This is a genomic window from Nonomuraea bangladeshensis (assembly GCF_039529455.1).
Taxonomy (GTDB): domain Bacteria; phylum Actinomycetota; class Actinomycetes; order Streptosporangiales; family Streptosporangiaceae; genus Nonomuraea; species Nonomuraea bangladeshensis.
Genome location: NZ_BAAAMV010000001.1, coordinates 684,332 through 709,429 on the forward strand (window position 1 = coordinate 684,332; position 25,098 = coordinate 709,429).

Genomic DNA, 25,098 nt, shown 5'->3' on the forward strand with positions numbered 1-25,098 from the left:
GGTCTCAGGCGACGGTGGCCTCGATGAGGTCGTCCACCACGTCGTTCAGGTCGTGGCCGCGGGCGTGCACCCGCCGCTGGCGCATCGCGCCCGACCCCTTGCGCAGCAGCCGGTCCAGGCCCTCCTGCACGAAGGCCAGGTCACCCGCCTCGGCCAGCGCCGGGCGTACGTGCTCCAGCAGCCGCCAGGCCAGCACGCTCGCGGGCAGGCGGGTGCCGTCGCGCACGTCCACGCCCTCGCCCGCGAGGCCGTCCCTGGCCGCCCGCCAGTAGGCGGCGCGCAGCACCTCGGAGGAGACGGGCAGCCCGTGGTCGCCGCGGCGTACCGCTTCCAGTGAGGTCACCACCAGGGCGCGGACGAGCCCGATCAGTGTGAGGCTGTCGCTCACGTCGAGCGGCACGTCGGCCGCCCTGATCTCGACCGTGGGCAGGCTGGGCGAGGGACGGGTGTCCCAGTAGACCGTCTTGGGATCGATCAGCGCCCCCGTGTCGTCGAGTGCCCGCACGGCCAGCTCGTAGTCGGCGTAGGAGGCGAAGTAGGGGGGCGCGCCCGCCACCGGCCACCGGCCCCAGGAGATCACTCTCCAGGAGGCGTAACCGGTGTCGCGGCCGGCGAAGAACGGCGAGTTGGCGGCCAGCGCGATCAGCGTCGGCAGCCAGCAGCGCACGTGGTTGCCGACGTAGACGGCGTGCTCGCGGTCGGGCACGTCCACGTGCACGTGGAGCGCGCAGATGGTGATCTCGTCCTGGAGCGCCCGGTAGGCCACCCTGCTCTGCAGGTAGCGGGGCACGTCGGTCAGCGGCGGCGAGCTCACGTCGCCGAGCACGGGGATGCCGCTGGCGACGATCGCGAGACCGCACGCCCGCGCGGCGTCGGCCACCTCCTTTCGTACGGCGCGCAGTTGCGAGCCGAGCTCGCTCAGGTCGGTGGAGGGGGGCGTACGGGCCTCCACCTGGAATCGGGTGATCTCATGAACCACGTCGGCCATCCCGGTGGTGGCGGCCAGGACATCGGTCGCCCGGGGAGAGACGTGGCGGGTGCGGGGATCGACGATGAGGTATTCCTCTTCGATCCCGATCAGCGGAATCATGCCTGCACCTCGTTGGGGGGAGTGAGTTCCGCAAGGAGTTGTGCCCCGGCGACAGCTCGCGGAAAACCTTCCCGACCCGAGGGGGTCAGGCGGTGAAACCTGTGGGGCCGTAGAGGGCGTGAGGCGCTCCTGTGGCGAGCGCCCAGTAGCGGTCGCCGTAGGACCAGTGCCACCACTCGGTGGGGTAGTTGACGAGGCCGGCCGGCTCCAGGACGGCGGCGAGGAGGTCGCGGTGCGCGCGGGCGTCGGCCGAGATGCCGGGGGCCGCGGTGTAGCAGGCGCCGGCGCTCTCCTCGGGGTTGTCGTTGACCTGGGTGCCCATGTCGTACTCGACGCCCTCGGGGTCGCACAGGGTGAGGTCGACGGCCGCGCCGGCGGTGTGCGGGGCCACGCTGACCGGGGAGACGTACCGGCTGGCGGCGACGTGGGCCTCCTCGACCGTCATGCCGGGATTGGCGGCCAGCAGCTCGTCGCGGTAGCGGGTGAAGTAGAGGGACTGGGTGGCGATCGGCCGGTAGCCCTCCACGATCAGCAGGTGGTAGCCGTCGGGCAGACCGGCCTCGGCGCGCTCCAGCCGCTCCAGCAGCCCGGCGCGCAGGTGCGCCCAGGCGCCGTCAGGGTCGGCCAGCCGCTCGTCCACCCGCAGCCGGCCGCGTACCTCGGCCAGCGGCTCGTCCGACTCCTGCACCGGGATGGCGGCCACCCGGGGGTCCGAGATGAGCACGACATCGTTCCTGGGGTCGTTCGGGGACTGCCACATGGGCAACGATTTTCACACAGTGTCGGAGAAGACCTGTTCCCGGGCCTGGTCCAGAGCGGCGACCAGGGCCCCGCGCAGCACGGGGTTCCCGGCCACCCTGGTGGTGACGACGGGGGGCCGGCTCGGGCACACGCGGGCCACGGCCTCCTGCACCTTCGCGGCCAGCCGCTCGCCGCCCGCCCGGCCCACGTCGCCGCTCAGCACGATCAGGCCGGGGTCGAGCACGACGGTGACCGCCGCCGCGCCCACGGCCAGCCGCCCGGCGACCGCGTCGAGGAAGTCCTCGCCGCCGTTGCGTACCAGGTCGGGGACGGTCGCCCCCTGCACGCCGTGCTCGCGGGCGAGGCCGCGCAGCGCGTCGTGGCCGACCAGGCGCTGAAAGGAGCCGGACTGCGGCTGGGAGACGTCGGCGGGCAGCGGCTCGCCGGGCACCGGCAGCCAGCCGATCTCGCCCGCGCCGCCGGTGATGCCGCGGTGCAGCCGGCCGTCCAGCATGACGCCGAGGCCCTGGCCGACGCCCGCCCAGATGACCACGAAGTCGTCGTGGCCGACGGCGGCGCCGTAGGTGTGCTCGGCCAGGGCGACCAGGTTGACGTCGTTCTCGATGGTGACGGAGGCGCCGAGGGTGCGGCGGAGGCTGGCGAGCACGCCGACGTGCCAGGCGGGCAGGTCGTACGACCAGCGCACGTCCCCGCTGACCGGGTCCACGACGCCCCTGGTGCCGATGACGAACGCCTTGAGCCGCTCCAGCCCGATGCCGGCGGTGCCGCAGGCGCGCTGCACGGCGGCGTGGACCGTGCGGACCGGGTCACCGCCGTCGGCGGGGTTGACCGTGATCTCGACCACGATCCGGCCTGTGATGTCGGCCACACCGACCTTGAGGCTGTCGGGCAGCACCTCCAGGCCGGCGACGTAGGCGCTGGACGGCACCACCCCGTACAGTGCGGCATGCGGCCCCCTGCCGCCCGCCCGCTCCCCCGCGACCTCGACCAGCCCCCGCTCCTCCAGTCGAGCCAGGAGCTGACCTGCGGTTACCTTGGAGAGCCCGGTCCGCTCGCCCAGCTCGGCCCGGGTGAGCGGGCCGTCCACGAGGAGGAGCTCGAGTGCCGCGCGATCGTTCAACCGCCGCAGCAGCCGGGGAACCCCCGGGCTTCGACTCATTACCGCACCCCTCTCGTCACGAATGGCTAACGAGCGTTTCTTTTAAGAAAGTTTCTTGTTAGTTTAGCAGCGTCGTTCGGCATTTGACGATCAGCCTGGTGCGGACCGTAGGCCAGCACCCGGGAAGGGAGAACCCTGTGAGGATCGCGAAGATCACAGCCACTACGGTCACCACGGCCGCCCTGGCCCTGGGCCTGGCCGCCTGTGGCTCCGGCGAGGCGCCCTCCTCCTCACCGAGCGCCGCGGCCTCCGCCAGCGGCCCGAAGTTCGCCGGCAAGACGCTGAGCGTCTGGCGCCTCGGCGACAGCAACCCGGCCGCGGCCAAGTACATGGAAGAGCTGAACGCCGAGTTCAAGCAGCAGACCGGCGCCGAGGTCAAGCTCGAGTGGATCCCGTGGCCGCAGGTCGCCGACAAGTTCACGGCCGCCGCCACCGGCTCGGGCCCGGACGTGACCGAGATCGGCAACGACCAGGTCCCGATGTGGCAGAGCCAGGACGCGCTCACCCCGATCACGGACATCGCCCGCGAGGGCGACCGCGCGCAGATCCCCGAGAACCTGTACGGCTACGAGACCGTGGACGGCGAGATCTACGCCGTGCCGTGGGGCGCCGGCGCCCGCGCCGTCCTCTACCGCAAGGACTGGTTCGAGGAGCTCAAGATCGAGGTCCCGAAGACCTGGGACGAGCTCGTCGCCGCCGCCAAGAAGATCCAGAAGGAGAAGGGCGAGGGGGTGGACGGCTTCGCCTTCAACGGCGGCTCCGACGCCAACCACCTGCTGGCCGCGTTCGCCTGGTCCGAGGGCGGCGACTTCGCCGTCAAGGAGGGCGACAAGTGGGTCGGCAAGCTCACCGAGCCCGGCTTCGCCAAGGGCTTCGAGACCTACACCGGCCTGGTGACGGGCGGCCTGTCCAGCAAGGCGAACCTCACGCTCAACACGGTCGACATCCGTAAGCGCTTCGCCAACAACAAGGTCGCGATGTACCTCACCGCGGGCTGGGACCTCCCCGGCATCGAGGAGGACTCGAAGGGCAAGCTGAAGAGCGACAAGCTCGCCTTCTTCCCGCTGCCCGCCAAGACCGGCGGCGTCGCCCCCTCCTTCTTCGGCGGCAACGACATCGCGCTGTGGGGCGGCACCAAGGAGGCCGACCTCGGCAAGGAGTACATCAAGCTGGCCACCAGCAAGACCTGGGCCGACCGCTACGCCAGCGAGGGCGGCCTGCTCCCGGTCTACCCGGACAGCCTGGCCAAGCTTGAGGAGGACCCGGCGCAGGGCGCGTTCGCACAGGCGTTCGCCAAGGCCCGCGCCTTCCCCGCCGACCCCAACTGGGCCGAGGCCGACGCCACCAAGATGGTGCTGCAGAACGCCGCGCGGGCCGTCATCGAGGGCAAGAAGGACGCCGGCGCCGCCCTCGCCGACGCCAACAAGGAACTCGAAGAGATCCTGAACCAGTGAGCATGGCGAACCCGACTACGGTCGCCCGGGACGGGGGCTCCTCCCCCGCCCCGGGTCACCGGCGCAGGAAGGAGAGCGGCCGCGGGCGGGCGAGCGGGCTGCCGGCGTGGAGCATCCCGTACGTGCTGCTCGTGCCCGGCCTGCTGGTGATCGCGGGGCTGCTGCTCTACCCGATGTTCCAGCTCGCGGTCATGGCCTTCCAGAAGGTGGGCCTGGCCCAGGTCCGCGGCACCAAGCCGCCGGAGCCGGTGGGCCTGGAGAACTTCGAGAAGGTCCTGTCCAACGAGATCTTCTGGGCGGCGCTCCGCAACACCGTGGCCTTCGCCTTCGTCGCGGTCAGCCTCACGCTGATCGTCGGCACCGCCGTCGGGGTGCTCCTGCACCGGCTCGGCAGGAAGATGTCGCTGTTCGTGGTGATCGGGTGCATGTTCGCCTGGGCGGTGCCGCCGGTGGCGCAGGGCGTCATCTGGCGCTCGCTCTTCGACGCCGAGGCCGGCATCGTCAACTGGGCGCTCGACCTGCTGCCCGACTGGCTGGCCGCGCCGCCCGCCGGGCAGCGGAGCTGGGTGGGCACCCCCTGGCTCACCGACACCCTGCCCCTCTACATCGCGCTGGTCTTCTGCGTGGTGTGGGCCAGCTTCCCGTTCGTCGCGGTGTCGGTGCTGGCCGGGCTCAAGGGCATCCCCGCCGAGCTGTACGAGGCGGCCAGGGTCGACGGCTCGGGGCCGTGGCGCACGTTCACCAAGATCACCCTGCCGATGCTGAAGCCCGTCTTCGCCGTCCTGACGATCCTGTCGATCATCTGGGACTTCAAGGTCTTCAGCCAGCTCTACACGCTGATGAACGGGCACACCAACCGCGACGCCTACAACCTGTCCATGTACGCGGTCGCCGAGGCGTTCAAGGCCCCGCAGAAGCTGGGCATGGGCGCGGCGATCTCCGTCGTCCTGACGATCGTCCTGCTCGTGATCACCGTCGTGTACGTCAGGCAGATCGTGAAGCAGGAGGAGATGTGACCCCGCTCGCCCGCAAGAGGCTCGGCAAGATCCTCCTCAACACGGCCGGCGTCCTGGTCTTCCTCTACGCCGTCTTCCCCGTCTACTGGATGGTGGCGACCGGCTTCAAGGAGAACGACCAGATCTTCACCACGGAGTTCGTCCCGTTCCCGACGCACTTCACCTTCGATCACTTCGCGCGGGTGCTGACCGAGGGCGTCGCGAACAACTCCATCTGGCTCTACATGCGCAACAGCGCCATCGTGGCGCTCGGGACGGTGCTCATCGGCTCGGCCTTCGCCCTGCTGTCGGCCACCGCCATCGCCCGCTTCCGCTTCAAGGGCCGCGGCGTGTTCCTCGTCGTGCTGCTGGTCGTGCAGATGCTGCCGGCCGAGGGGCTGCTCATCCCGCTCTACATGATGGTCAAGCGGGTGGGGCTCGGCGACACCTTCATCGGGCTGATCGTCACCCAGGTCGCGCTGACGCTGCCGTTCGGCGTGTGGATGCTCCGCACGTTCGTCGCGGCGGTCCCCAAGTCGCTGGAGGAGGCGGCCTGGATCGACGGCGCGGGGCGCATGCAGACCTTCTGGAAGGTGCTCTTCCCGCTGGTCGCGCCCGGTCTGGTGGCGACGAGCATCTTCTCGTTCATCACCGCGTGGAACGACCTGGTCTTCGCCCTCTACCTGATGTCGGAGTCCGAGGGCTACACGATGCCCGTCGCCCTGCAGTACTTCATCGGCCAGAAGGGCGTCGACTGGGGGGCGATCATGGCCGGATCCACCCTGATGACGATCCCGGTCGTCATCTTCTTCCTGCTCGTGCAGCGCCGCATGGTCTCCGGCCTGGTCGCCGGGGCCGTCAAGGGCTGACGCGGCACATCCCCGCACGGCGCCGCCGGCGCCGTGCACGACCCTGCCCATTTTCACTGCCCATCTTCCACTTGATGAGGAGCCATGAGTCAGAGTGATCGGGGGCTGCGCCGCCTGGCGGCCGGCACACTGCTCGTCGCCTTCCAGGGCACCGAGGCGCCCGACTGGGTGCTGCGCGAGCTGGAGCACGGCCTGGGCGGCGTGACGCTCTTCGGGTTCAACGTGGCCGACCACGGCCAGGTGAGGGAGCTGACCACCGCGCTGCGGGGAGCCGGTGAGCCCGTCATCTCCCTGGACGAGGAGGGCGGCGACGTCACGCGGCTCGCCTACCACGTCGGCAGCCCGTACCCGGGCAACGCGGCGCTCGGGGCGGTGGACGACCCCGGGCTGACCCGCAGCGTCTACCGGGCCATCGCCGCCGAGCTGGCCTCCTGCGGCATCAACCTCGACATGGCGCCGAGCGCGGACGTCAACACCGAGGCCGACAACCCGGTGATCGGCACCCGCTCGTTCGGCGCGGACGCCGCCCTGGTGGCCCGGCACACCGTGGCCGCCGTGGAAGGCCTGCAGTCGCTGCGCGTGGCCGCCTGCGTCAAGCACTTCCCCGGCCACGGCGCCACCCGCGTGGACTCCCACCTGGCGATCCCGGTCGTGGACGTGGGCCTCGACGTGCTGCGCGAGCGGGAGCTCGCCCCGTTCCGCGCGGCCGTGGCGGCGGGGGCGAAGTCGGTGATGACCGCGCACGTCGCCGTGCCGGCCGTGACGGGCGACTCGCCTGCGACGCTGTCCGGCGCGGCGCTGACCGGGCTCCTCAGGGGCGAGCTCGGTTTCGACGGCGTGGTCGTCACCGACGCCCTGGACATGCACGCCATCACCCGCAGCGTCGGCCTCGCCGGCGGCGCGGTGCTGACCCTCGCGGCCGGGGCCGACCTGCTGTGCCTCGGGCCGCTGCCCGTCTACGACGACGTGCAGGCGATCATCGCCGAGATCGTCTCGGCGGTGCGCGAGGGCCGCCTGTCGGGCGAGCGGCTGGAGGAGGCCGCGGCGCGGGTGGCCGCGCTGCGGGAGTGGTTCGGCGGGGACCGCGAGATGCCAGCCGAGCGCAACGTCGTGGGCCTGCACGCGGCCCGCCGCGCCGTACGGCTGAGCGGCGTCCCCGAGCCCCTGGTCGAGCCCCTGGTGGTCGAGGTGGACACCCCGCCGACGATCGCCGTGGGCGACGTGCCGTGGGGCGTGGGGCCGTGGCTGCCCGAGGCGGAGGTCGTCCGCGTCGAGCCGTCGGCCGCCGACGCGTCCGCGCTGCTGGCCAAGGCCGCCGGACGGTCCCTGGTCGTCGTGGTCAAGGACGCCCATCGCCACCCCGCGAGCCGGGACCTGGTCTCGGCGCTGGTGACGGCCCGGCCGGACACGACCGTCATCGAGATGGGGCTGCCGGTGTGGCGGCCGGACAGCGCCGCCTACATCGCGACGTACGGGGCCGCCCGCGCCAACGCCCAGGCGGCCGTGGAGCTCCTCCAGACCGCCTGACTCAGGAGGCCAGCAGCTCCTCGCGGGCCTGGTCGAGCGCGGCCAGCACGGCGCCGCGCAGCACCGGGTTGCCCTCGGTCACCGTGGTGGTGCCCACCTGGGGCCGGACCGGGCAGATGCGGGCCACGGCCTCCTCCACCCGGGACGCGAGCGCGTCGCCGCCCGCCTGCCCCACCTCCCCGGCCAGCACCACGAGGCCGGGGTCGAGGATCACGCACACGGCGGCCACGCCGAGCGCGAGCCGCTGGGCGATCTCGTCGAGCAGCGGCTCGCCCCGCGTGCCCGCGGCCATCGCGACCCGTACGCACTCGCCGGCGCTGCTGGCCGCGAAGCCGTAGCCCTGGGCCAGCTCGGCCACCGCCTCGGCGCTGACCAGCGACTGCAGGCCGCCCGCCAGCGACGGCAGCCGCCCCGGCTCGGTGCGGATGTCCTCCGGCAGCGGCACCCCGGGCACCGGCAGGTAGCCGATCTCGCCCGCGCTGCCGGAACGCCCCCGGTGCAGCCGGCCGCCGAGCATGACCGCCAGGCCGAGGCCGCGGCTGGCCCACAGCAGCACGAAGTCGTCCACGCCCTGGGCGGCCCCGTCGGCGCGCTCGGCGATGGCGGCGAGGTTGACGTCGTTCTCGATCGTCACCTCGCGCCGCAGGTCGCCGGCGAGCGCCCCGTGGATGCCCTCGTGCCAGCCGGGCAGGTCGAAGGAGAAGCGCACGTCGCCGCTGCGCGGATCGACCACGCCGGGGGTGCCGATCACCACGCCGCGCAGTCTGCTCAGCCCGACCTTGGCGCCGCGGCAGGCCTTGACGATGGCCTCGTGCACGGCGGCGACCGGGTCCTCGTGGCCCTTCGGGTCGACGGTGATCTCGGTGATGGTGTGGCCGTGGATGTCGGCGACGGCCGAGGAGATGCGTTCGGGGCCAACCTCCAGGCCGGCGACGTACGCGCTGGAGGGGATCACCGAGTAGAGGGCCGCGTTGGGCCCGCGCCCGCCAGCCTGGGTGCCGACGACCTCGACCAGGCCGCGCTCCTCCAGCCTGGACAGCGTCTGCGAGGCCGTGACCTTGGACAGGCCGGTCAGGTCGCCGATCTGGCCGCGGGTCATGGGACCGGTGGCCAGCAGCAGTTCGAGCGCGGCCCGGTCGTTGATCTCCCTCAGCAGCCTGGGCACACCTGGGCGTCGCTCCACCACGCTGAATCCCCACCGTCGGTCCACTGCGAATCGGTCACTTCGCATCGGTCACTGCGAAATCGCAAAGATTGTTGGAAGTTTAGCGCTCGCGTTCCCGAGAGACGTCGCAGGTGAACGCGAGATTTCTTCATGATCACCGTATCGGAGGGCCGCGCGCGGGACGACGCCGGGCCTCGGATCACCTGCCCCATCCGACGACCGTGCGGCTAACCAGTGTTGACCAGGAGGGATAATCGAGAACATGCGCCTCTCCGCTCGTGTCGACTACGCCCTCCGAGCCGCCGCCGAACTCGCCGCCGCGGGTGCCGGCCCGACGACCGTGGGCGAGCTCGCCAAGGAACAGGACATGCCTCCCAAATACCTGGAGAACATCCTGCTCCAGATGCGCCGCGCCGGGCTGGTCCGCGGGCAGCGAGGCCCCGAGGGCGGCTACGTCCTGGCCCGGCCCGCGGGCGAGATCTCCCTCGCCGACGTGATCCGAGCGGTGGACGGCCCGCTCGCCAACGTACGCGGCGAGCGGCCCGAGCACGTCGGCTACCGGGGGCCGGCCGAGTCGCTGCAGCAGGTGTGGATCGCGCTGCGCGCCACCGAGCGCGCCATCCTGGAGGAGGTCACGCTGGAGCAGGTCGCCGCCGGCACGCTGCCCGACCGCGTCCGCCAGCTCGCCGCCGACCCCGCCGCCTGGGACTGACCTCCCGGCTCAGCGCCTGGTGCACCAGAGCGCGACGTTCCTGATCTCCCCCGACCACGTCCACGGCCGAGCCGCAGGGAACGGGTTCCTAGACTGGAAGGATGCCCGAGGGAGACGCCGTCCACCGCACGGCCGCCCGCCTGCGCTCCGCGCTCGACGGACGGGTGCTCACGAGGTCCGACTTCCGCGTGCCGCGGCACGCCACCGCGGACCTGACCGGCCGCGAGGTGCTGACCACGCTCTCGCGCGGCAAGCACCTGCTCACCCGCGTCGAGGGCGGCCTGTCCGTGCACACGCACCTGCGCATGGACGGGAGCTGGCGGATCGTCGGGCCGGGAGCCCGGGTGCCGCCCGGCGACCAGGTGCGGCTGATCCTGGCCAACCGCGACTGCACGGCGCTCGGCCGCAAGCTGAGGATGGTGGACCTCGTACGGACGGAGGACGAGGCGCGGCTGGTGGGCCACCTGGGGCCGGATCTGCTCGGGCCCGACTGGGACCCGGACGAGGCCGTGCGGAGGCTGCGCGAGGCGCCCGGCAGGACCATCGGGGAGGCGCTGCTCGATCAGCGCAACCTGGCGGGGATCGGCACGATCTATCGCGCCGAGACCTTGTTCCTGCGGGGGATCTGGCCGTGGAGGAAGGTCGGGGAGATCGAGGATCTGGGCGGGCTCGTATCGCTGGCACAGCGCCTGCTGGCGGCCAACCTCGAACACGCGGGCACGGTGACGACAGGTGATCGCCGCCCGGCGAACGCGACGTGGGTCTACGGCAGGGCAGGAAGACCCTGTCGCCGATGCGGCACCCGCATCAGCCGAGGGGAGATGGGATCGCAGCCACAGGAACGGCTGATCCTGTGGTGTGCCGGCTGCCAGCCTCGTTAGGCAGCCACCATGTCCTTGACTTCGGGGAACACGGAATCGGAGATCGATCCGGGAACCGTCTCCGCGAGAGGCAGTCGCTCGTGCTCGGGAACATCGGCGAGCACGGGAGCAGCCTGGAGCTCGGCCAGCGCGAACTGGTCGGACACCTCACGCAGCACCTGCGAGAGTGGCACTCCGAGCGCACCGCAGATGGACGCGAGCAGCTCCGACGACGCCTCCTTCTGCCCCCGCTCGACCTCGGACAAATAGCCGAGCGAGACACGGGCCAGCGTGGAAACCTCGCGCAGCGTGCGTCCCTGGCGCACGCGCAACCGCCTCAGCACATCGCCGAGCAGCTGACGCAGCAGAATCATCTGTCGCTCCCTCCCCGGCGCGGATGTCTTCACCACGCCCCGCGCGATCGGATCGTGCCGCACATTGGTCTTCTTCGCTTCGTACATACTCCTCGCCGTCATCACCGGGCGTCGCCGCCCCTTGCTCGCCGCTTGTGCCTCGCCGCGCGACTCATCAGGCCCGCCTGCCGGGCGCTCGGTGCTTGCAGTTGGCTCACGGACCTCACTCACAGCTCCACCGTACCCGTATCCACCGACACCGCGTCAGACCGTGCAAGGCATGTTCGCTCGGGACGTAACACGGTAATCATCCGGAATGTTCCCCTATGTTCGCCTGTAGCACACTTGAGAGGAGATCAACTACCTCGTGCACCGTCTCTACCCTTATACGCTCGCGTGACCCCTCAAGTCTCAACTCGCGTCCCCAGACCTGTCCGCCGGGACCGGCGACGGCGATGAACACGGTGCCGACGGGCCGGCCGTCCTGGGGCTCCGGCCCGGCCACCCCGGTCACGGCCATCCCGTAGCTCGCCGCGCAGACCCGCGCGACGCCCCGCGCCATGGCCGCCGCCACCTCGGGGTGCACCGCCCCCTCACGCTCCAGGAGCTCGCCCGGCACGCCCAGCAGGTCGCGCTTGAGCTCGGTGGCGTAGGAGATCACCCCGCCGCGGAAGACCCGCGACGCCCCGGGAACCGCCGTGACGGTCGCCCCGATCAGCCCTCCGGTCAGCGACTCGGCCACCGCCAGCGTCGCCCCCCGCCGCTCCAGCAGCGCCAGCGCATCCGCAACGTCCATCGTCGATCACTCCCCGCGTGCCCGCCTGGCCACCTTACGCAGTCTGACCGCCCGGAACACGTAGTCGGCGCCGGTGAGCACCGTCACCACGAGCGCGGCCCCCATCACCACCCAGCGCAGCACGTCCGGCGCCATCGGCAGGAGATAGAGGACGATCGCCGCGATCTGCAGCACGGTCTTGACCTTGCCGCCGTAGCTGGCGGGGATCACCGCGTGCCGCAGCAGCACGAACCTGAGCGCGGTGATGCCCAGCTCCCGCCCCAGGATCACCACCGTGACCCACCACGGCAGCTCCTGCAGGACCGACAGGCACACCAGCGCCGCGCCCGTCAGCGCCTTGTCGGCGATCGGGTCGGCGATCTTGCCGAAGTCGGTGATGAGGCCGTAGCGGCGGGCCAGCTCACCGTCGAGATGATCGGTGAGCGAGGCCACGCCGAACACCGCCAGCGCGGCGATCCGCCAGCCGGTGCCGGGCAGGAAAAGACAGACCACGAAGAAAGGGACGAGCACCAACCGGAGGACCGTGAGGATGTTGGCGATGTTCCACGGGCTCACCGCACGGCGCTCGTCCTTCTTCATGGACCGGCCTTGATGCGCGCGATCAGGTCGACCCCCTCGGCGTCGACCACGACCGCGCGCACGACCTGGCCCTTGACCAGGCCGATGCCCTGCACGGTCACCGAGCCGTCGACCTCGGGACCCTGGTGGGCGGCCCGGCCCTCGTAGCCGCCGTCGCCCAGGTCGTCCTCGATCAGCACGTCGACCTCGGTGCCGATGCGCTCCTCCGCCCGCTGGGCGGTCAGCTCCTCGGCCAGCTCGGTGAGCACCCGCACCCGCTCGTCGATGACCTCCTGCGCCAGCTTGCCGGGCAGGTCGGCCGCCTCGGTGCCGTCCTCGTCGGAGTAGCCGAACACGCCGATGACGTCGAGCCGCGCGGCTTCGAGGAAGCCCACCAGCTCGCCGAACTCCTCCTCGGTCTCGCCGGGGAAGCCCACGATGAAGTTGGAGCGCACGCCCGCCTCGGGAGCGCGCTCGCGAACGCTCTCCAGCAGCCCGAGGAAACGCTCGGGGTCGCCGAAGCGGCGCATCCGGCGCAGCACGCCGTTGCTGGCGTGCTGGAAGGACAGGTCGAAGTAGGGGGCCACGCCCTCGGTGCCGCAGATCACGTCGATGAGCCCGGGACGCAGCTCGGCCGGCTGCAGGTAGCTGACCCGCACCCGCTCGACGCCCTCCACCTCGGCCAGGCGCGGCAGCAGCTTCTCCAGCGCCCGCAGGTCGCCGAGGTCCTTGCCGTAGGAGGTGGAGTTCTCGCTCACCAGCACCAGCTCGCGGACCCCGCGATGGGCCAGCCAGTCGGCCTCGGCCAGCAGCTCGTCGGGGACGCGCGAGACGTAGGAGCCACGGAAGGACGGGATGGCGCAGAACGTGCAGCGCCGGTCGCAGCCGGAGGCGAGCTTCAGCGAGGCCACGGGGCTCTCGTCGAGCCGCTTGCGCAGCACGCGGGGCCCGCTGGCGGGAGCGACGCCCGACGGCAGGTCCCCGTGGCCGGGAATGCCGGTCTTGGGCGCGGCGGCGCGCTCGACCGGCGAGATGGGCAGCAGGGTGCGGCGGTCACGCGGCGTGTGAGGCTTCAGCGACCGGCCGGCGAGCACGTCGTCGAGCCGGTCGCCGATCTCGGCGTAGTCGTCGAAGGAGATGACGGCGCTGGCCTCGGGCAGCGCCTCGGCCAGCTCGCCTCCGTAGCGCTCGGCCATGCAGCCCGCGGCGACGACCTTGGCGCCGGAGTCCGCGGCGGCGAGCAGCGTGTCGATGGAGTCTTTTTTGGCCGAGTCGATGAAGCCGCACGTGTTGACGACGACGACGTCGGGGTCGTCGTCGCCGAGCTGCCAACCGGCAGCCTCAAGTCGCGCGGCCAGCTCCTCGGAGTCGACCTCGTTGCGGGCGCAGCCCAGGGTGATCAGCGATGCGGTGCGGCGGGATGACATGGTGAACACTACGGTATCGGGAGTTGGCCACCACCCGATGCACTGGCCCACCGGAGACGGCTAGCGGGCCTTCTGCTTGACCGGTGCCTTCGGCGCCTCGAACGAGGTGCGCACCATCTCCCCGTGCTCCCCGAGCCGCTTCACCTTCTTGCCGTTGACCTGCAGCGTCACCGCCGTGGCGTCGCTCAGCAGCAGGGTCACCTTGCCCGGCGCCCGCCATTCCGAGGTCTTGCCCGCGTTGAGCGTGCCCGAGAAGAGCCGGTGGCCATCGGCGTCGTGCACCCCGACGTACGACGAGCGCTTGGCCCTGATCCGCAGCGTCACCATCTCCTTCGAACGCGTGCCGCGCGACGGCGACGCCTTGGGCGACTCGGTGATGGGGGTGTTGGGCGGCACGCTCGGCCGGGCCGACGACTGCCGCACCCCGGCCACCTGCACCTGGTCGCCCGCTCCCCCGAGCATGCGCATCGTGCCGAACACGACCACGATCGCCAGCGCCACCCCCAGCGCCATCGACCAGTTGGGCCCCCGCCGCTCCGGCAGGTTGATCTTCTTGTCGGCCTGGAAGACGGCCGAGGCCCGCACCGGCTCCGGCGCCCCGCCGTGTTCCTGGTCGTACTGGTGGACGACGGCCTCGGGATCGAGCCCGACGGCCGCGGCGATGGCCTTCACGTGGCCTCTGGCGTAGAACGGGCCTCCGCACTGGTCGTAGAGATCCTGCTCGATGCAATGGACGATGGTCTCGCGGATGCGCGTGGCCGCGCTGACCTGCGCGACCGACATCCCGGCCGACTGCCTGGCTGCCGCCAGCATGGCCCCGATGCTCTGCTGTTCCTGCACGGCGAACGCCTCCCCGATGGCGTCTGGTTCCCCCACCACGACTCTCCGTAGTGGTTCCTATTCAACCAGTTGACGCCGCTCGCCCCCGCATTGGGGTCATTCGCCACGCAGGTCGGCCAGCAGACCGGGCAAATCGTCGGGCTTCACGAGCACTTCGCGCGCCTTGGAGCCCTCGCTCGGGCCGACCACGTTGCGGCTCTCCAGGAGGTCCATGAGCCGCCCCGCCTTGGCGAAGCCGACCCGCAGCTTGCGCTGGAGCATCGAGGTCGAGCCGAACTGGGTGGTCACGATCAGCTCGGCCGCCTGGATCAGCAGGTCGAGGTCGTCGCCGATCTCCTCGTCGATCTCCCGCTTGACCGGCGCCGCCGCCACGTCCTCGCGGTATTCGACCTGCATCTGCGCCTTGCAGTGCGCGACGATCTCGGCGATCTCCTTCTCCGAGACGAACGCGTTCTGGATCCGGATGGGCTTGCTCGCGCCCATCGGCAGGAACAGCGCGTCGCCCTGGCCGACCAGCTTGTCGGCGCCGGGCTGGTCGAGGATGACCCGCGAGTCGGTAAGGCTGGAGACGGCGAAGGCCAGCCGGGAGGGCACGTTGGCCTTGATCAGGCCGGTGACGACGTCGACGGACGGCCGCTGCGTGGCGATCACCAGGTGGATGCCGGCCGCGCGGGCGAGCTGCGTGATGCGCACGATCGAGTCCTCGACGTCGCGCGGCGCCACCATCATGAGGTCGGCCAGCTCGTCCACGATCACCAGCAGGTACGGGTACGGCTGGTAGACCCGCTCGCTGCCGGGCGGCGGCTGCAGCTTGCCCGCCCGCACCGCCTTGTTGAACTCGTCCACGTGCCGGAACCCCGACGCCGCCAGGTCGTCGTAGCGCCGGTCCATCTCCCCCACGACCCATTCCAGGGCCTCCGCGGCCTTCTTCGGGTTCGTGATGATCGGGGTGATGAGGTGGGGGATGCCCTCGTACACGCTGAGCTCGACCCGCTTGGGGTCGACCAGCACCATGCGCACCTCGTCGGGCGTGGACCGCATGAGGATGGAGGTGATCAGGCCGTTGACGCAGACCGACTTGCCGGCGCCGGTGGCGCCCGCGATGAGCAGGTGGGGCATCTTGGCCAGGTTGGCCACGATGGTGCGGCCCTCGACGTCCTTGCCCAGGCCGACGATCATCGGGTGGTGGTCGGCCTGGGCCACCTGCGAGCGCAGCACGTCGCCCAGCGCCACGAGGTCCTTGTCGGCGTTGGGGATCTCCACGCCGATGGCCGACTTGCCGGGGATCGGCGACAGGATGCGCACGTCGGCGGACTTGACCGCGTAGGCGATGTTCTTGGTGAGCGCGGTGACCTTCTCGACCTTCACCGCCGGGCCGAGCTCGATCTCGTAGCGGGTCACGGTCGGGCCGCGGGTGAAGCCGATCACCTGCGCGTCGATGCTGAACTGCTCCAGCACGCTGGTCAGCGCGTTGACCACGGTGGTGTTGGCCTTGGTCTGCGGCTTGGGCGCGGTGCCGGGCTTGAGGAACTGCAGGTCGGGCAGCGCGTACGGCCCCGCCTGCGGCGACAGCACGAGCTGCTCGACCTTGCGCGGCGCGGGCGTCGGCAGCGGCGGCTCCGGCGGCCTGCGCTCGGCCTCGGCCTCCGCCGCGGCGGCTGCGGCGACCGCCGCGTCCTCCTCGTCGGTGAGCCCGGGGACGATCTCCGGCGAGTGCTCGGCGCGCTCCTTGTCCTTCTCCGACAGCACCGGCGTGTCGTAGGGCTTGACGCCGTCGCCGCCCTCGCCGTCGCCCGCGGGCTTCTTCGTCCGGGGACGCTTCCTGCTCGGCTCGCGCGGCAGCGGGTCGGACTGCCGCTCGAAGAGCAGGTGCCGCAGCTCGGCCAGCCGCTCGGGGATGCGGTGCACCGGCGTCGCGGTGATCACCAGGACGCCGAACGCCGACAGGAGCAGCAGCAGCGGGATCGTGATCCACGACGGCAGGATGCTCATCGGCGGCGCCGAGACGATGAAGCCGACCATGCCTCCGGCCGCCGACACCTTGTCCATGCCCTGGCCCTCGCCGGCCGGGTACGGCGTGTCGTTGGCCACGTGGATCACGCCGAGCACGCCGACCAGCAGCGCCGCCCAGCCGATCACCATGCGGCCGGTGTCGGCGTTCTGGTCGGGGTGGCGCATGTAACGCCAGGCCAGCAGGCCGAGCAGCAGCGGCAGCGCCCAGGCCAGCGAGCCGAACACGCCGCGCACGGTCGCGTTGACCACCCCGGAGACGGCCCCGTCGGCGTTGCGCCAGGTCATGGAGGCCAGCACGATCGCGGCGGCGAGCCAGGCCAGCCCGAGCCCGTCGCGCCGGTGCGCCGGGTCCAGCTCGCGGGCGTTGTTGCCGAGCGCGCGGGCCATGCTGCCGACCCCGCCCGCGAACAACATCCACAGCCCGACGATCAGCTTGCCGATCATCGTGAAGACCCAGCTGATCGGATCGGGGTGGGCGACGGAGGACTTGCGGCCGGAGGCGCCCGTCCTCGGCCGGGGGCGCCCGGCCGACGCCGTCGTCCGCTTCGCGGACGTCGTGCGGGCCGGGGTCGACCGCTTCGCCGGCCCCTTGGATGCGCTTTTCGGCGTACGGGTGGCCATGGTGCCAAAGGTACGACGGAGACACCGGACTCCGCGCGCTGACGCGCCGCACACCCGTACAAAGACCCCTACACGTTCGGCCCGATCAGGTGGTGAACCGGTAGGTGGTCGTGGAGGTCCGGCGCTCGCCCGGCCGCAGCACCGTGGAGGGGAACTGCGGCTGGTTGGGCGAGTCGGGGAAGTGCTGGGTCTCCAGGCACAGCCCCGCGAACGGCCCGAACGGCGTGGCCGTGCCGTCCAGCATGCTGCCGGAGTAGAACTGCACGCCCGGCTCGGTCGTGGTGACCTCCATGGTGAGGCCGCCGGCCGTGACGCTCATGCCGCCGTCGAGCACGTAGCAGTGGTCGTAGCCGCCGTCGATGCGCTCGCCGAGCGCGTGCGGCTCGGTGAAGTCGAACGGGGTGCCCTTGACCGGCGCCAGCTCCCCGGTCGGGATCTTGTCGGCGTCGACCGGCAGGTAGTGCTCGGCGGCGATGCGTACGACGTGGTCGCGCACGTCGCCCTCGCCCTGCCCCTTGAGGTTGAAGTAGGAGTGGTTGGTGAGGTTGACCACGGTCGGCTTGTCGGTCTCGGTGGCGTAGTCGATGCGCAGGCCGTCGTCCTCCAGCGTGTACGTCACCGTCGCGGTCAGCGTGCCCGGGTAGCCCTGGTCGCCGTCCGGGCTGACCAGGGTCAGCGTGACGGAGGAGGGCGAGCGGTCGGCGACGGCCCACACCTTGGAGTCGAAGCCCTCGGTGCCGCCGTGCAGGCTGTTGGGCCCGTTGTTGACCGGCAGGGTGTACTCGACGCCGTCGAGGGTGAAGCGGCCGCCCGCGATGCGGTTGCCGTAGCGGCCGACGACCGCGCCGAAGTAGCGGCTGCGGGTGAGGTAGTCCTCCAGCGTGTCCAGCCCGAGCACCACGTTGCGGCCCGACACCTCCAGCGAGCGTACGACGGCGCCGAGCGTCAGCACCTCGGCGCGGAGCCGTCCGGACGACAGCTCCACCTGCTCCACCTGCTCGCCGGACGGCAGCGTTCCGAAAATCATTTTTGTGCCCTTCCCGTGGACTCGCGGACTATGAGGGCGGTGTCGAGGGTCACCGTCGCGCCCTCGCCCCCCGATTGCAGCAACAGGTCCACCGCCATCCGCCCCGCGGCCACGGCGGGCATGGCCACCGTGGTGAGCTTCGGCCGGTTGAGCCGGCCGGGCAGGATGTCGTCGAACCCGATGACACTTATCTGGTCTGGTACCCCGATGTCCATCGTGGCGAGCCCCTCGATGAGGCCGAGCGCGACGAGATCGTTGTAGGCCAGCACGGCGGTCGCCCCGCACGCCGCGACGTCGGCGGCCACGGCCAGGCCGCCGCCCTCGGTCGGCTGGTTGGGGCCGAAGAAGACGAGGTCGAGCCCCGGCGTCTCGGCGGCGACACCCTGCATCTCGTTGCTGGTCCACGACCCGATGGGGCCGGACACGAGCGCGATCCTGCGGTGGCCGAGCCCGGCCAGGTGCTCCAGGGCCAGCTTGGCGCCCTGGGCGACGTTCATGAGCACCGCGGGCATGCCCTTGATGCGGCGGTTGACCACCACGAACGGGACGTCCTCGGCCAGGCGCTCGATCATCTTGTTGGACAGGCGGGGGCTGCACAGCAGGACGCCGTCCACCTGCTTGGTGAACGTCCTGATCAGCTCTTCCTCGACCCGCGGGTCCTCGTCGGTGTCGGCCACGAACACGTGGTAGTCGCGGCCCCTGGCCTGCGCCTGGGCCGCCTTGATGAGCGGCGGGAAGAACGGGTTGGCGATGTCGGCCACGATGAGGCCCATGTTGAAGGTGCGCCCGGTGGTGAGCGCGCGGGCCGCCCGGTTGGGCCGGTAGCCGAGGTCGTCGGCCGCGGCCAGCACCCGGCTCCTGGTGGCAGGATTGACCAGGTGCGGCGCGGAGAAGGTGCGGGAGACTGTGGACACGTGCACGCCGCAGGCGCGCGCCACGTCCTTGATCGTCGCCGCCATCGCCGTCCTCCCTTGCAAACGGTTGCCAGATCAAACCTTGACCTTTGCCGCTCTGCCCGTCAAGGTTCGTGCAACCGGTTGCCATGGTCGGCGGTCACCAGCGGCCGCCGAGCTCCTTCAGTGTGAAGACGCCGCCCGCGCGGTCGTGCACCGGGTCCGACAGGTCGGGCTCGCCGTGCTCGGCGATCAGGGGCGCCGCCAGCGTCTCCGAGTCGTCGCGCGAGACGTAGCCGATGGACTCGGCCTCCTTCAGCGACCACCAGCGGCGGGTGTTGTCCGAGACGCCCCACACCACGTGGAGGCCGGGCGCGACCAGCGCGGCCTCGACCAGGCGGGCCAGGTCGTCGGGTGAGATCCAGGTGGCCAGGCCGCGGGTGTCGAGCGGGCCTTCGTTGCAGGTGCCGAGCCGGACGACGGTGATGTTCATGCCGAAGCGGTCGTGGTAGAGCCCGGCCAGGGCCTCCATGACGACCTTGCTGACGCCGTAGAAGGTGTCGGGGCGGGGGAAGGCGTAGTCCGGCAGGTCCTCGCCGCCCGCCGGCCTGGTGTGGAAGCCGGCCGCGTGGTGGCTGCCCATGAGGACGAGCTGGCGTACGCCCGCCTCGCGCGCCGCCTCCAGCAGCACCTGCGTGCCGTCGATGTTGGCCCGCACGATGTCGGCCCAGGGGTGCTCGCGGCTCTGCCCGCCCAGGTGGAGCACGGCGTCCACGCCCTTGACGGCCTCGGCCATGGCGGCCGGGTCGGCGAGGTCGGCGACGACCTGCTCCTCCCCCGGGCCGGGCTCGACCGGCTGGAGATCGGAGAGCCGCAGGACGCGACCCTCGCGGGCGAGCCGGGGGCGGAGCAGCGTGCCGACTTTCCCCGCGGCACCGGTCATGAGAATGCGCATGTCTTCATGGTGTACACGATTCTGACCCAAATTCACATACTTGAATATTGACCGTGAAGCATGCGCTAGTTACGTTCACAGCCACGAGTTCAAGTCTTCGACTCATGTCCACGTATGTGAACGGGAGGCGGTCTGATGTCACGTCGTCTGCTGGGGGTCGCGGTCGCTGCGGCCCTCGCCGCAACGGTGACCGGCTGCGGCTCCGGGGGATCGAGTTCAACCGACGACACTCTGGAGATCTGGATCCGGCAGGCGCCCGATTCCGACTCCGCCAAGACGGCGCAGAAACTCGCCGACGCATTCACCAGGTCCAGCGGGGTGAAGACCAAGGTCGTCGCGCTTTTCGACGACTTCGAGACCAAACTCAACCAGCAGGCCGCGCAGCGGCAGCTTCCCGACATCGTCATCAACGACACCGCGCAACTCGGCAACATGCACAGCCAGGGCTGGCTCCAGGAGGTCGACAAGGCGGGCTTATCCGGCTCCGGCGACCTCGCCGACCGGGCCTGGCAGGCCGCCGCGGGCAGCGACGGCAAGTTCTACGCCGCGCCCTTCTCCGCCCAGGCGTTCGCGCTGATCGTCCGCAAGGACTGGCGCGAGAAGGTCGGCATGGAGCCGCCCGCGACCTGGGAGGACCTGACCAAGCTGGCCGTCGCCTTCACCGAGAAGGACCCCGACGGCAACGGCCAGAAGGACACCAGCGGCTTCGTCGCCCCCGCCGGCACCAAGCGCGGCTACGCCTCCTGGTACGCCTCCTCCCTCATCTACGCCAACGGCGCCGACTTCCTCAAGGCCAACGGCCCCGGCAAGTACGTCGCCACCGCGAACGACCCCAGGTTCGTGGAGGCCGTCCAGTACCTCCAGGACCAGTTCTGCAAGACGAAGACCGTCAACCCGGGCGCGGTCAGCAACGACACGACCGTCACGCACGAGGTGTTCGAGAAGGGCCAGGGCGGCATCTACCTGGTCGGCCCGTACGTGCTCGCGCGCTTCGTCAAGAGCGTCGGCACCGACAAGATCGAGGTCCTGCCCGTGCCCAAGGGCCCCTCCGGCGGCCCCGGCACCCTCGGCGAGGGCGAGAACGTCTACCTCATGGCCGGCTCGCAGCTGCAGGACGCGCAGAAGAAGTTCGCCGAGTTCGCGATCTCCCCCGAGGGCCAGCGGATCGGCATGAACAAGGACGCCAACGGCGCCATCGTCCGCCTGCCGGTCAACAGGACCGTGGACATGGCCGCCGAACGCCAGGACCCGCGCTGGAAGGTCTTCCAGGAGTCCTACGACTTCGCGGTCTACGCGCCGCCGGTGCCGAACTGGGCGCCGATCCGGCAGACCTCCGCCGACGCGATCAACACCGTCTGGGCCGACTGCTCGGCGGACGTCAAGACGGCCATGGACGGGCTGAACACCAAGCTCACCCAGGAACTCCAGAGCCAGAAAGCGTCATGACCGCGACCGTGACCCGGGCGGGAGCCGCCACCGCGCCCCCTCGCCGCCGCGCCCGACGGGCGCGGTGGCGGGGGCCGCTGGTCGCCTGGCTGTTCCTGGCGCCCGCGCTGCTGCTCTTCCTGTACTTCAAGTTCATCCCCATGGTCGTGGGCCTGTGGAAGAGCCTGTTCAAGGTCCAGACGTTCCTCGGGGACGAATGGGTCGGTCTCGACAACTACCGCACGATCATCACCGACGACCTGTTCGCCGCGGCCATCGGGCACAGCGTGGTGCTGGCGCTCGGCACCACGATCGGCTCCCTCGTGCTGGGGCTCGGGCTGGCGCTGCTCGTCGAGGGGCCGGCGCGCTACCTGTGGTTCGTCAGGACGGCGGCGTTCCTGCCGGTCGTGACGACGATGGCGGCGGTGGCCGAGGTGTGGCGGATCATGTTCCATCCGGCCGACAACGGGATGCTCAACGTGATCATCGGCTGGGCGGGCGTCGATCCGCAGCCCTGGCTGGCCAGTGAGCACTCCTCGCTCTGGTCGATCATGCTCATGAGCGTCTGGCGCGGCACCCCGTACGACATGATGATCTTCCTGGCCGGGCTGGTCGGCGTGGACCGCACGCTCTACGAGGCGGCGGCCGTGGACGGGGCCTCCACCTGGCGGCGGCTGCGGCACATCACGCTGCCCGCGCTGCGCCCGGTGTTCTGGATCCTGTTCACGCTCGCGGCCATCCGCGGGCTGCGCGTCTTCGTCGAGGTCTACGTGCTCACCAACGGCGGGCCGAACAACTCCTCCGAGGTGCTGATGACGCTCATCTACAAGCTCGGCTTCCAGAAGAACGAGCTGGGCGTCGCCTCGGCCGGCGGGATCGTGCTGTTCCTCGCCACGCTCGTGCTCACGGTGATCGTGCAGCTGATGCGCAGGAGGCAGGCGTCATGAGGTTCGACAGCGCACTGGGGCTGGAGTCGCGCAAGGGCCCGCTCGCCGTCGCCGCGCGCTTCGTCGTCTACGGGCTCATGGTCGTGGCCTTCACGGGGCCGCTCGTGGGGCTGCTGGTCAGCGCGTTCAGCAAGACCCTCGACCCCACCTCGTTCACCCTCTGGCCGGACGAGTTCACGCTGGAGAACTTCATCCAGGCCGGGGACAAGAACGTCTACCTCTACCTGCTGAACTCGTTCGTGGTCGTCGGCTTCGGGCTGCTGCTGCAGATGCTGGTGAGCGTCTTCGCGGCGTACGCGCTGGCCCGCAAGAAGTTCCGCGGCATGACGGTCGTGATGCTGCTCATGCTGGTCACGATGATGCTGCCCGAGGAGATCATCGCGATCCCGCTCTCGCTCGTCCTCGCCGACCTGCCGGTGCTGCACCTCAACCTCATCGGCACGTACGCGGGGATGATCCTGCCCGTCGGTGCCTGGGGGTTCTCGATCCTGGTCATGACCGAGTTCATGAAGGAGGTGCCGGTCGAGCTGGAGGAGGCCGCGCGCATCGACGGGGCGGGCGAGCTGCGCATCTTCGCCACGATCATCGTGCCGCTGTGCCGGCCGGCGCTCGGCGTGATCGGCGTCTTCGGGTTCACCATGATCTGGGACCAGTACCTGCTGCCGCTGATCGTGGCGACCGAGTCGACCATGTGGACGCTGCCCATCGCGCTGCGCTCGCTCCGCTCGGACGAGGAGGTCGGCATCGGGGTGCTGCTCGCGGCCTCGCTGCTGGCGCTGCTGCCGTCGATCATCGCGTTCCTGGCCTTCCAGCGGCAGTTCATGCGCGGCCTTACCAGCGGGGCGATCAAGGGATAGCGGTCAAGGGATAGCGTCCACGTATCTGGACGCTATCCCATATGCTGGATGTGTCGGCATTGTGGAGTGAGATGGGACGAGTATGGAGCCCCAGCTGGTCAAGTCCGCCGAGCGGACCGTACGCATCCTGGAAGCGCTGGCGGAGTCGCACGAGACCCTGACGCTGTCGGAGCTCCAGCAGCGCACCGGTTTCCCGCGCAGCAGCCTGCACGCCCTCATGCGCACGCTGGTCGAGCTCAACTGGGTCGAGACCGACTCGGCCCGCTCGGCGTTCGGGATCGGGCCGCACGCGCTGCTCACCGGGACGGCGTACCTCGACAAGGATCCCGCGCTGCCCTTCGCCCAGGAAACCCTGGAGGACCTGCGGGACGAGATCGGGCAGACGGTGCACTTCGCCCGCCGGGACGGTGCCCACGTGCTCTACCTGGCCACCAGGGAGTCGCGCGAGGCCGCGCACGTCATCCCCAGGGTCGGCCGGCGGCTGCCCGCCCACGTCACCGCGCTCGGCCAGGTCCTGCTCGCCCAGCTCACCGACGACGAGGTCGTGGCCCTGCTCCCCGACCCCCTCCAGGGACTCACCGAGCACTCCATCACCGACCTGGGCAAACTGACCGGCGAGCTGGACCAGGTGCGCACCCGGGGCTGGGCCTGCGAACGCGAACAGGGCACGCCCGGTCTGGCCTGCGTGGCCGTGGCCGTCGACTACCGCATCCCGGCCACGGACGCGATCAGCTGCTCGATGCCCGCCGCCCTGCCGCCCGCCGACGTCGAACGGGTCACCGAAGCGGTGATCAAGCACACCCGCAAGCTCGCTGCCACCCTCCGCCGGGAGGGCATCCGCTAGGAAAGGACCGTTGATGCGGCTAGATGGCGTTCTCTTCTTCCCGGTGACCCCGTTCGACGCCGCCGGCGAGCTCGCGGAGGCGGTGCTCGCCCGGCACGTCGCCGACGGGGTCGCGGCCGGGGCGGGAGCGGTGTTCACCGCGTGCGGCACCGGCGAGTTCAACGCCCTCGACCTCGGCGAGTACGGGCGGGCCGTCACCGCCGCCGTCAGCGCCGCCGGGGGGCGGGTGCCCGTGCTCGGCGGGGCCGGCGGCACGCTCCCCGCCGCCCGCGCGATCGCCCGCGAGGCGGCCGCGCGCGGCGCCGACGGGCTGCTGCTCATGCCCCCCTACCTCGTCAACGCCCCCGCCGCCGGCCTGGTCCGGTACGTCCGCGACGTGGCCGTCGCCGCCTCCGAGCTGCCGGTGATCATCTACCAGCGGGGCAACGCCCGCTTCACCCCCGAGGCCGTGACCGAGCTGGCCCAGGTGCCGAACATCGTCGGCCTCAAGGACGGCCTCGGCGACTTCGACCTGCTCCAACGGATCATCCTGCGGGTGCGGGAGGCCGGCCACCGGGACTTCACCTTCTTCAACGGGCTGCCGACCGCCGAGTTCACCATGCCCGCGTACCGCGGGCTCGGGGTGACGCTGTACTCCAGCGCGGTGTTCGCGTTCGCGCCCGAGATCGCGATCGCTTTCCACAAGGCGTTGACCGCCGGGGACGAGGCGCTGGTGCAGCGGCTGCTGACCGGGTTCTACCTGCCGCTGGTGGAGCTGCGCGACCTGGTGCCCGGGTACGCGGTGTCGCTGGTGAAGGCAGGGGTGCGGCTGCGCGGGCTGGAGGTCGGCGGGGTGCGGGCGCCGCTGGTGGATCCGTCGGTGGAGCATGTGGAACGGCTTGAGCGGATTGTGGGGGCAGGGCTGGAAATAGCAGGCGCCTGACCCGCCTCCCCCGGCCCTGCCTCCACC

At 71.0% G+C, this 25,098-nt stretch carries 24 protein-coding genes; 11 read left to right on the forward strand and 13 right to left on the reverse strand.

Annotation, left to right across the window (positions count from 1 at the left end):
* Positions 1-4: 4 nt before the first annotated feature.
* The 3 genes from ABD292_RS02950 to ABD292_RS02960 all read right to left on the reverse strand — a co-directional run bounded on the left by ABD292_RS02950 (position 5) and on the right by ABD292_RS02960 (position 3,011).
* Complete coding sequence (locus ABD292_RS02950; RefSeq protein ID WP_344204985.1) at positions 5-1,090, reverse strand: carboxylate-amine ligase; 1,086 nt, start codon at positions 1,088-1,090, stop codon at positions 5-7.
* Between the two features lie 85 nt (positions 1,091-1,175).
* Positions 1,176-1,850, reverse strand: a complete 675-nt coding sequence (locus tag ABD292_RS02955; protein WP_344204986.1) for a M15 family metallopeptidase — start codon at positions 1,848-1,850, stop codon at positions 1,176-1,178.
* A gap of 12 nt (positions 1,851-1,862) precedes the next feature.
* Positions 1,863-3,011: an ROK family transcriptional regulator gene (locus tag ABD292_RS02960; RefSeq protein ID WP_344204987.1), complete on the reverse strand. Its 1,149-nt coding sequence runs from the start codon at positions 3,009-3,011 to the stop codon at positions 1,863-1,865.
* A 137-nt stretch (positions 3,012-3,148) separates the two neighbouring features.
* Between ABD292_RS02960 and ABD292_RS02965 the strand changes: the two genes are divergently transcribed.
* From ABD292_RS02965 to ABD292_RS02980, 4 genes are all read left to right on the forward strand, one after another.
* Positions 3,149-4,465 carry a sugar ABC transporter substrate-binding protein gene (locus tag ABD292_RS02965; protein WP_344204989.1) on the forward strand — a complete coding sequence of 439 codons (1,317 nt, stop codon included), beginning with the start codon at positions 3,149-3,151 and terminating at the stop codon, positions 4,463-4,465.
* 2 nt (positions 4,466-4,467) lie between these two features.
* Entirely contained in the window at positions 4,468-5,481 is a 1,014-nt protein-coding gene (locus ABD292_RS02970; protein ID WP_344204991.1) for a carbohydrate ABC transporter permease, read from the forward strand.
* Positions 5,478-6,329, forward strand: coding sequence for a carbohydrate ABC transporter permease (locus ABD292_RS02975; protein WP_344204992.1), 852 nt, complete (start codon positions 5,478-5,480; stop codon positions 6,327-6,329). Before ABD292_RS02970 ends, ABD292_RS02975 begins: the two co-directional genes overlap by 4 nt.
* Positions 6,330-6,413: 84 nt before the next feature.
* On the forward strand, positions 6,414-7,856 hold the full coding sequence (locus ABD292_RS02980) for a glycoside hydrolase family 3 protein (protein WP_344204994.1): 1,443 nt from the start codon (positions 6,414-6,416) through the stop codon (positions 7,854-7,856).
* Position 7,857: 1 nt separating this feature from the next.
* Here the strand turns inward: ABD292_RS02980 and ABD292_RS02985 are convergent, their stop codons facing one another.
* Entirely contained in the window at positions 7,858-9,039 is a 1,182-nt protein-coding gene (locus tag ABD292_RS02985; protein ID WP_344205297.1) for an ROK family transcriptional regulator, read from the reverse strand.
* A 244-nt stretch (positions 9,040-9,283) separates the two neighbouring features.
* On the opposite strand from ABD292_RS02985, the gene ABD292_RS02990 reads away from it, so the two are divergent.
* Positions 9,284-9,733 carry an RrF2 family transcriptional regulator gene (locus tag ABD292_RS02990; protein WP_091083967.1) on the forward strand — a complete coding sequence of 150 codons (450 nt, stop codon included), beginning with the start codon at positions 9,284-9,286 and terminating at the stop codon, positions 9,731-9,733.
* Between the two features lie 101 nt (positions 9,734-9,834).
* Positions 9,835-10,614, forward strand: coding sequence for a DNA-formamidopyrimidine glycosylase family protein (locus tag ABD292_RS02995; protein WP_344204996.1), 780 nt, complete (start codon positions 9,835-9,837; stop codon positions 10,612-10,614).
* Here ABD292_RS02995 and ABD292_RS03000 read toward each other — a convergent pair.
* The 9 genes from ABD292_RS03000 to ABD292_RS03040 form a co-directional block, all read right to left on the reverse strand.
* On the reverse strand, positions 10,611-10,967 hold the full coding sequence (locus tag ABD292_RS03000; RefSeq protein WP_091084154.1) for a helix-turn-helix domain-containing protein: 357 nt from the start codon (positions 10,965-10,967) through the stop codon (positions 10,611-10,613). The two genes, ABD292_RS02995 and ABD292_RS03000, sit on opposite strands and share 4 nt — an antisense overlap.
* Positions 10,968-11,253: 286 nt before the next feature.
* Positions 11,254-11,742: a CinA family protein gene (locus tag ABD292_RS03005; RefSeq protein ID WP_344204997.1), complete on the reverse strand. Its 489-nt coding sequence runs from the start codon at positions 11,740-11,742 to the stop codon at positions 11,254-11,256.
* Positions 11,743-11,748: 6 nt separating this feature from the next.
* A complete protein-coding gene (pgsA, locus tag ABD292_RS03010; RefSeq protein WP_344204998.1) occupies positions 11,749-12,321 on the reverse strand; it encodes a CDP-diacylglycerol--glycerol-3-phosphate 3-phosphatidyltransferase in 573 nt (190 codons plus the stop codon).
* A complete protein-coding gene (gene rimO, locus ABD292_RS03015; protein WP_344204999.1) occupies positions 12,318-13,727 on the reverse strand; it encodes a 30S ribosomal protein S12 methylthiotransferase RimO in 1,410 nt (469 codons plus the stop codon). The genes pgsA and rimO overlap by 4 nt, the downstream gene beginning before the upstream one ends.
* Before the next feature lie 60 nt (positions 13,728-13,787).
* Complete coding sequence (locus ABD292_RS03020) at positions 13,788-14,603, reverse strand: helix-turn-helix domain-containing protein (protein WP_344205001.1); 816 nt, start codon at positions 14,601-14,603, stop codon at positions 13,788-13,790.
* A 60-nt stretch (positions 14,604-14,663) separates the two neighbouring features.
* Entirely contained in the window at positions 14,664-17,201 is a 2,538-nt protein-coding gene (locus ABD292_RS03025) for a DNA translocase FtsK (protein WP_344205002.1), read from the reverse strand.
* A gap of 85 nt (positions 17,202-17,286) precedes the next feature.
* Positions 17,287-18,228, reverse strand: coding sequence for an aldose epimerase family protein (locus ABD292_RS03030; RefSeq protein WP_344205003.1), 942 nt, complete (start codon positions 18,226-18,228; stop codon positions 17,287-17,289).
* A complete protein-coding gene (locus ABD292_RS03035) occupies positions 18,225-19,187 on the reverse strand; it encodes a LacI family DNA-binding transcriptional regulator (protein ID WP_344205004.1) in 963 nt (320 codons plus the stop codon). Before ABD292_RS03035 ends, ABD292_RS03030 begins: the two co-directional genes overlap by 4 nt.
* Positions 19,188-19,281: 94 nt before the next feature.
* On the reverse strand, positions 19,282-20,076 hold the full coding sequence (locus ABD292_RS03040; RefSeq protein ID WP_344205005.1) for an NAD-dependent epimerase/dehydratase family protein: 795 nt from the start codon (positions 20,074-20,076) through the stop codon (positions 19,282-19,284).
* A 135-nt stretch (positions 20,077-20,211) separates the two neighbouring features.
* Here ABD292_RS03040 and ABD292_RS03045 point away from each other — a divergent pair, with 135 nt between their 5' ends.
* The 5 genes from ABD292_RS03045 (at position 20,212) to ABD292_RS03065 (ending at position 25,071) form a co-directional block, all read left to right on the forward strand.
* Positions 20,212-21,522, forward strand: a complete 1,311-nt coding sequence (locus ABD292_RS03045; protein WP_344205006.1) for a sugar ABC transporter substrate-binding protein — start codon at positions 20,212-20,214, stop codon at positions 21,520-21,522.
* Positions 21,519-22,448, forward strand: a complete 930-nt coding sequence (locus ABD292_RS03050) for a carbohydrate ABC transporter permease (RefSeq protein WP_344205008.1) — start codon at positions 21,519-21,521, stop codon at positions 22,446-22,448. Before ABD292_RS03045 ends, ABD292_RS03050 begins: the two co-directional genes overlap by 4 nt.
* A complete protein-coding gene (locus tag ABD292_RS03055) occupies positions 22,445-23,305 on the forward strand; it encodes a carbohydrate ABC transporter permease (RefSeq protein ID WP_344205009.1) in 861 nt (286 codons plus the stop codon). Before ABD292_RS03050 ends, ABD292_RS03055 begins: the two co-directional genes overlap by 4 nt.
* Before the next feature lie 82 nt (positions 23,306-23,387).
* Entirely contained in the window at positions 23,388-24,149 is a 762-nt protein-coding gene (locus ABD292_RS03060; RefSeq protein WP_344205011.1) for an IclR family transcriptional regulator, read from the forward strand.
* Positions 24,150-24,162: 13 nt separating this feature from the next.
* The gene (locus ABD292_RS03065) at positions 24,163-25,071 is read left to right on the forward strand and encodes a 5-dehydro-4-deoxyglucarate dehydratase (RefSeq protein WP_344205012.1); all 909 of its coding nucleotides are present in this window, start codon (positions 24,163-24,165) and stop codon (positions 25,069-25,071) included.
* Positions 25,072-25,098 lie beyond the last annotated feature (27 nt).

What these genes read in the sequence shown, in the direction of transcription:
- ABD292_RS02980 (WP_344204994.1), top strand. Translation starts at nt 6,414, where the DNA reads ATGAGTCAGAGTGATCGGGGGCTGCGCCGCCTGGCGGCCGGCACACTG.
- ABD292_RS03050 (WP_344205008.1), top strand. Translation starts at nt 21,519, where the DNA reads ATGACCGCGACCGTGACCCGGGCGGGAGCCGCCACCGCGCCCCCTCGC.
- ABD292_RS03030 (WP_344205003.1), bottom strand. Translation starts at nt 18,228, where the DNA reads ATGATTTTCGGAACGCTGCCGTCCGGCGAGCAGGTGGAGCAGGTGGAG.
- ABD292_RS03035 (WP_344205004.1), bottom strand. Translation starts at nt 19,187, where the DNA reads ATGGCGGCGACGATCAAGGACGTGGCGCGCGCCTGCGGCGTGCACGTG.
- ABD292_RS03055 (WP_344205009.1), top strand. Translation starts at nt 22,445, where the DNA reads ATGAGGTTCGACAGCGCACTGGGGCTGGAGTCGCGCAAGGGCCCGCTC.
- ABD292_RS02995 (WP_344204996.1), top strand. Translation starts at nt 9,835, where the DNA reads ATGCCCGAGGGAGACGCCGTCCACCGCACGGCCGCCCGCCTGCGCTCC.
- ABD292_RS03025 (WP_344205002.1), bottom strand. Translation starts at nt 17,201, where the DNA reads ATGGCCACCCGTACGCCGAAAAGCGCATCCAAGGGGCCGGCGAAGCGG.
- ABD292_RS03045 (WP_344205006.1), top strand. Translation starts at nt 20,212, where the DNA reads ATGTCACGTCGTCTGCTGGGGGTCGCGGTCGCTGCGGCCCTCGCCGCA.
- ABD292_RS03065 (WP_344205012.1), top strand. Translation starts at nt 24,163, where the DNA reads ATGCGGCTAGATGGCGTTCTCTTCTTCCCGGTGACCCCGTTCGACGCC.
- ABD292_RS02990 (WP_091083967.1), top strand. Translation starts at nt 9,284, where the DNA reads ATGCGCCTCTCCGCTCGTGTCGACTACGCCCTCCGAGCCGCCGCCGAA.
- rimO (WP_344204999.1), bottom strand. Translation starts at nt 13,727, where the DNA reads ATGTCATCCCGCCGCACCGCATCGCTGATCACCCTGGGCTGCGCCCGC.
- ABD292_RS03040 (WP_344205005.1), bottom strand. Translation starts at nt 20,076, where the DNA reads ATGCGCATTCTCATGACCGGTGCCGCGGGGAAAGTCGGCACGCTGCTC.
- ABD292_RS02960 (WP_344204987.1), bottom strand. Translation starts at nt 3,011, where the DNA reads ATGAGTCGAAGCCCGGGGGTTCCCCGGCTGCTGCGGCGGTTGAACGAT.
- ABD292_RS02955 (WP_344204986.1), bottom strand. Translation starts at nt 1,850, where the DNA reads ATGTGGCAGTCCCCGAACGACCCCAGGAACGATGTCGTGCTCATCTCG.
- ABD292_RS03060 (WP_344205011.1), top strand. Translation starts at nt 23,388, where the DNA reads ATGGAGCCCCAGCTGGTCAAGTCCGCCGAGCGGACCGTACGCATCCTG.
- ABD292_RS02970 (WP_344204991.1), top strand. Translation starts at nt 4,468, where the DNA reads ATGGCGAACCCGACTACGGTCGCCCGGGACGGGGGCTCCTCCCCCGCC.
- pgsA (WP_344204998.1), bottom strand. Translation starts at nt 12,321, where the DNA reads ATGAAGAAGGACGAGCGCCGTGCGGTGAGCCCGTGGAACATCGCCAAC.
- ABD292_RS03005 (WP_344204997.1), bottom strand. Translation starts at nt 11,742, where the DNA reads ATGGACGTTGCGGATGCGCTGGCGCTGCTGGAGCGGCGGGGGGCGACG.
- ABD292_RS03000 (WP_091084154.1), bottom strand. Translation starts at nt 10,967, where the DNA reads ATGATTCTGCTGCGTCAGCTGCTCGGCGATGTGCTGAGGCGGTTGCGC.
- ABD292_RS02950 (WP_344204985.1), bottom strand. Translation starts at nt 1,090, where the DNA reads ATGATTCCGCTGATCGGGATCGAAGAGGAATACCTCATCGTCGATCCC.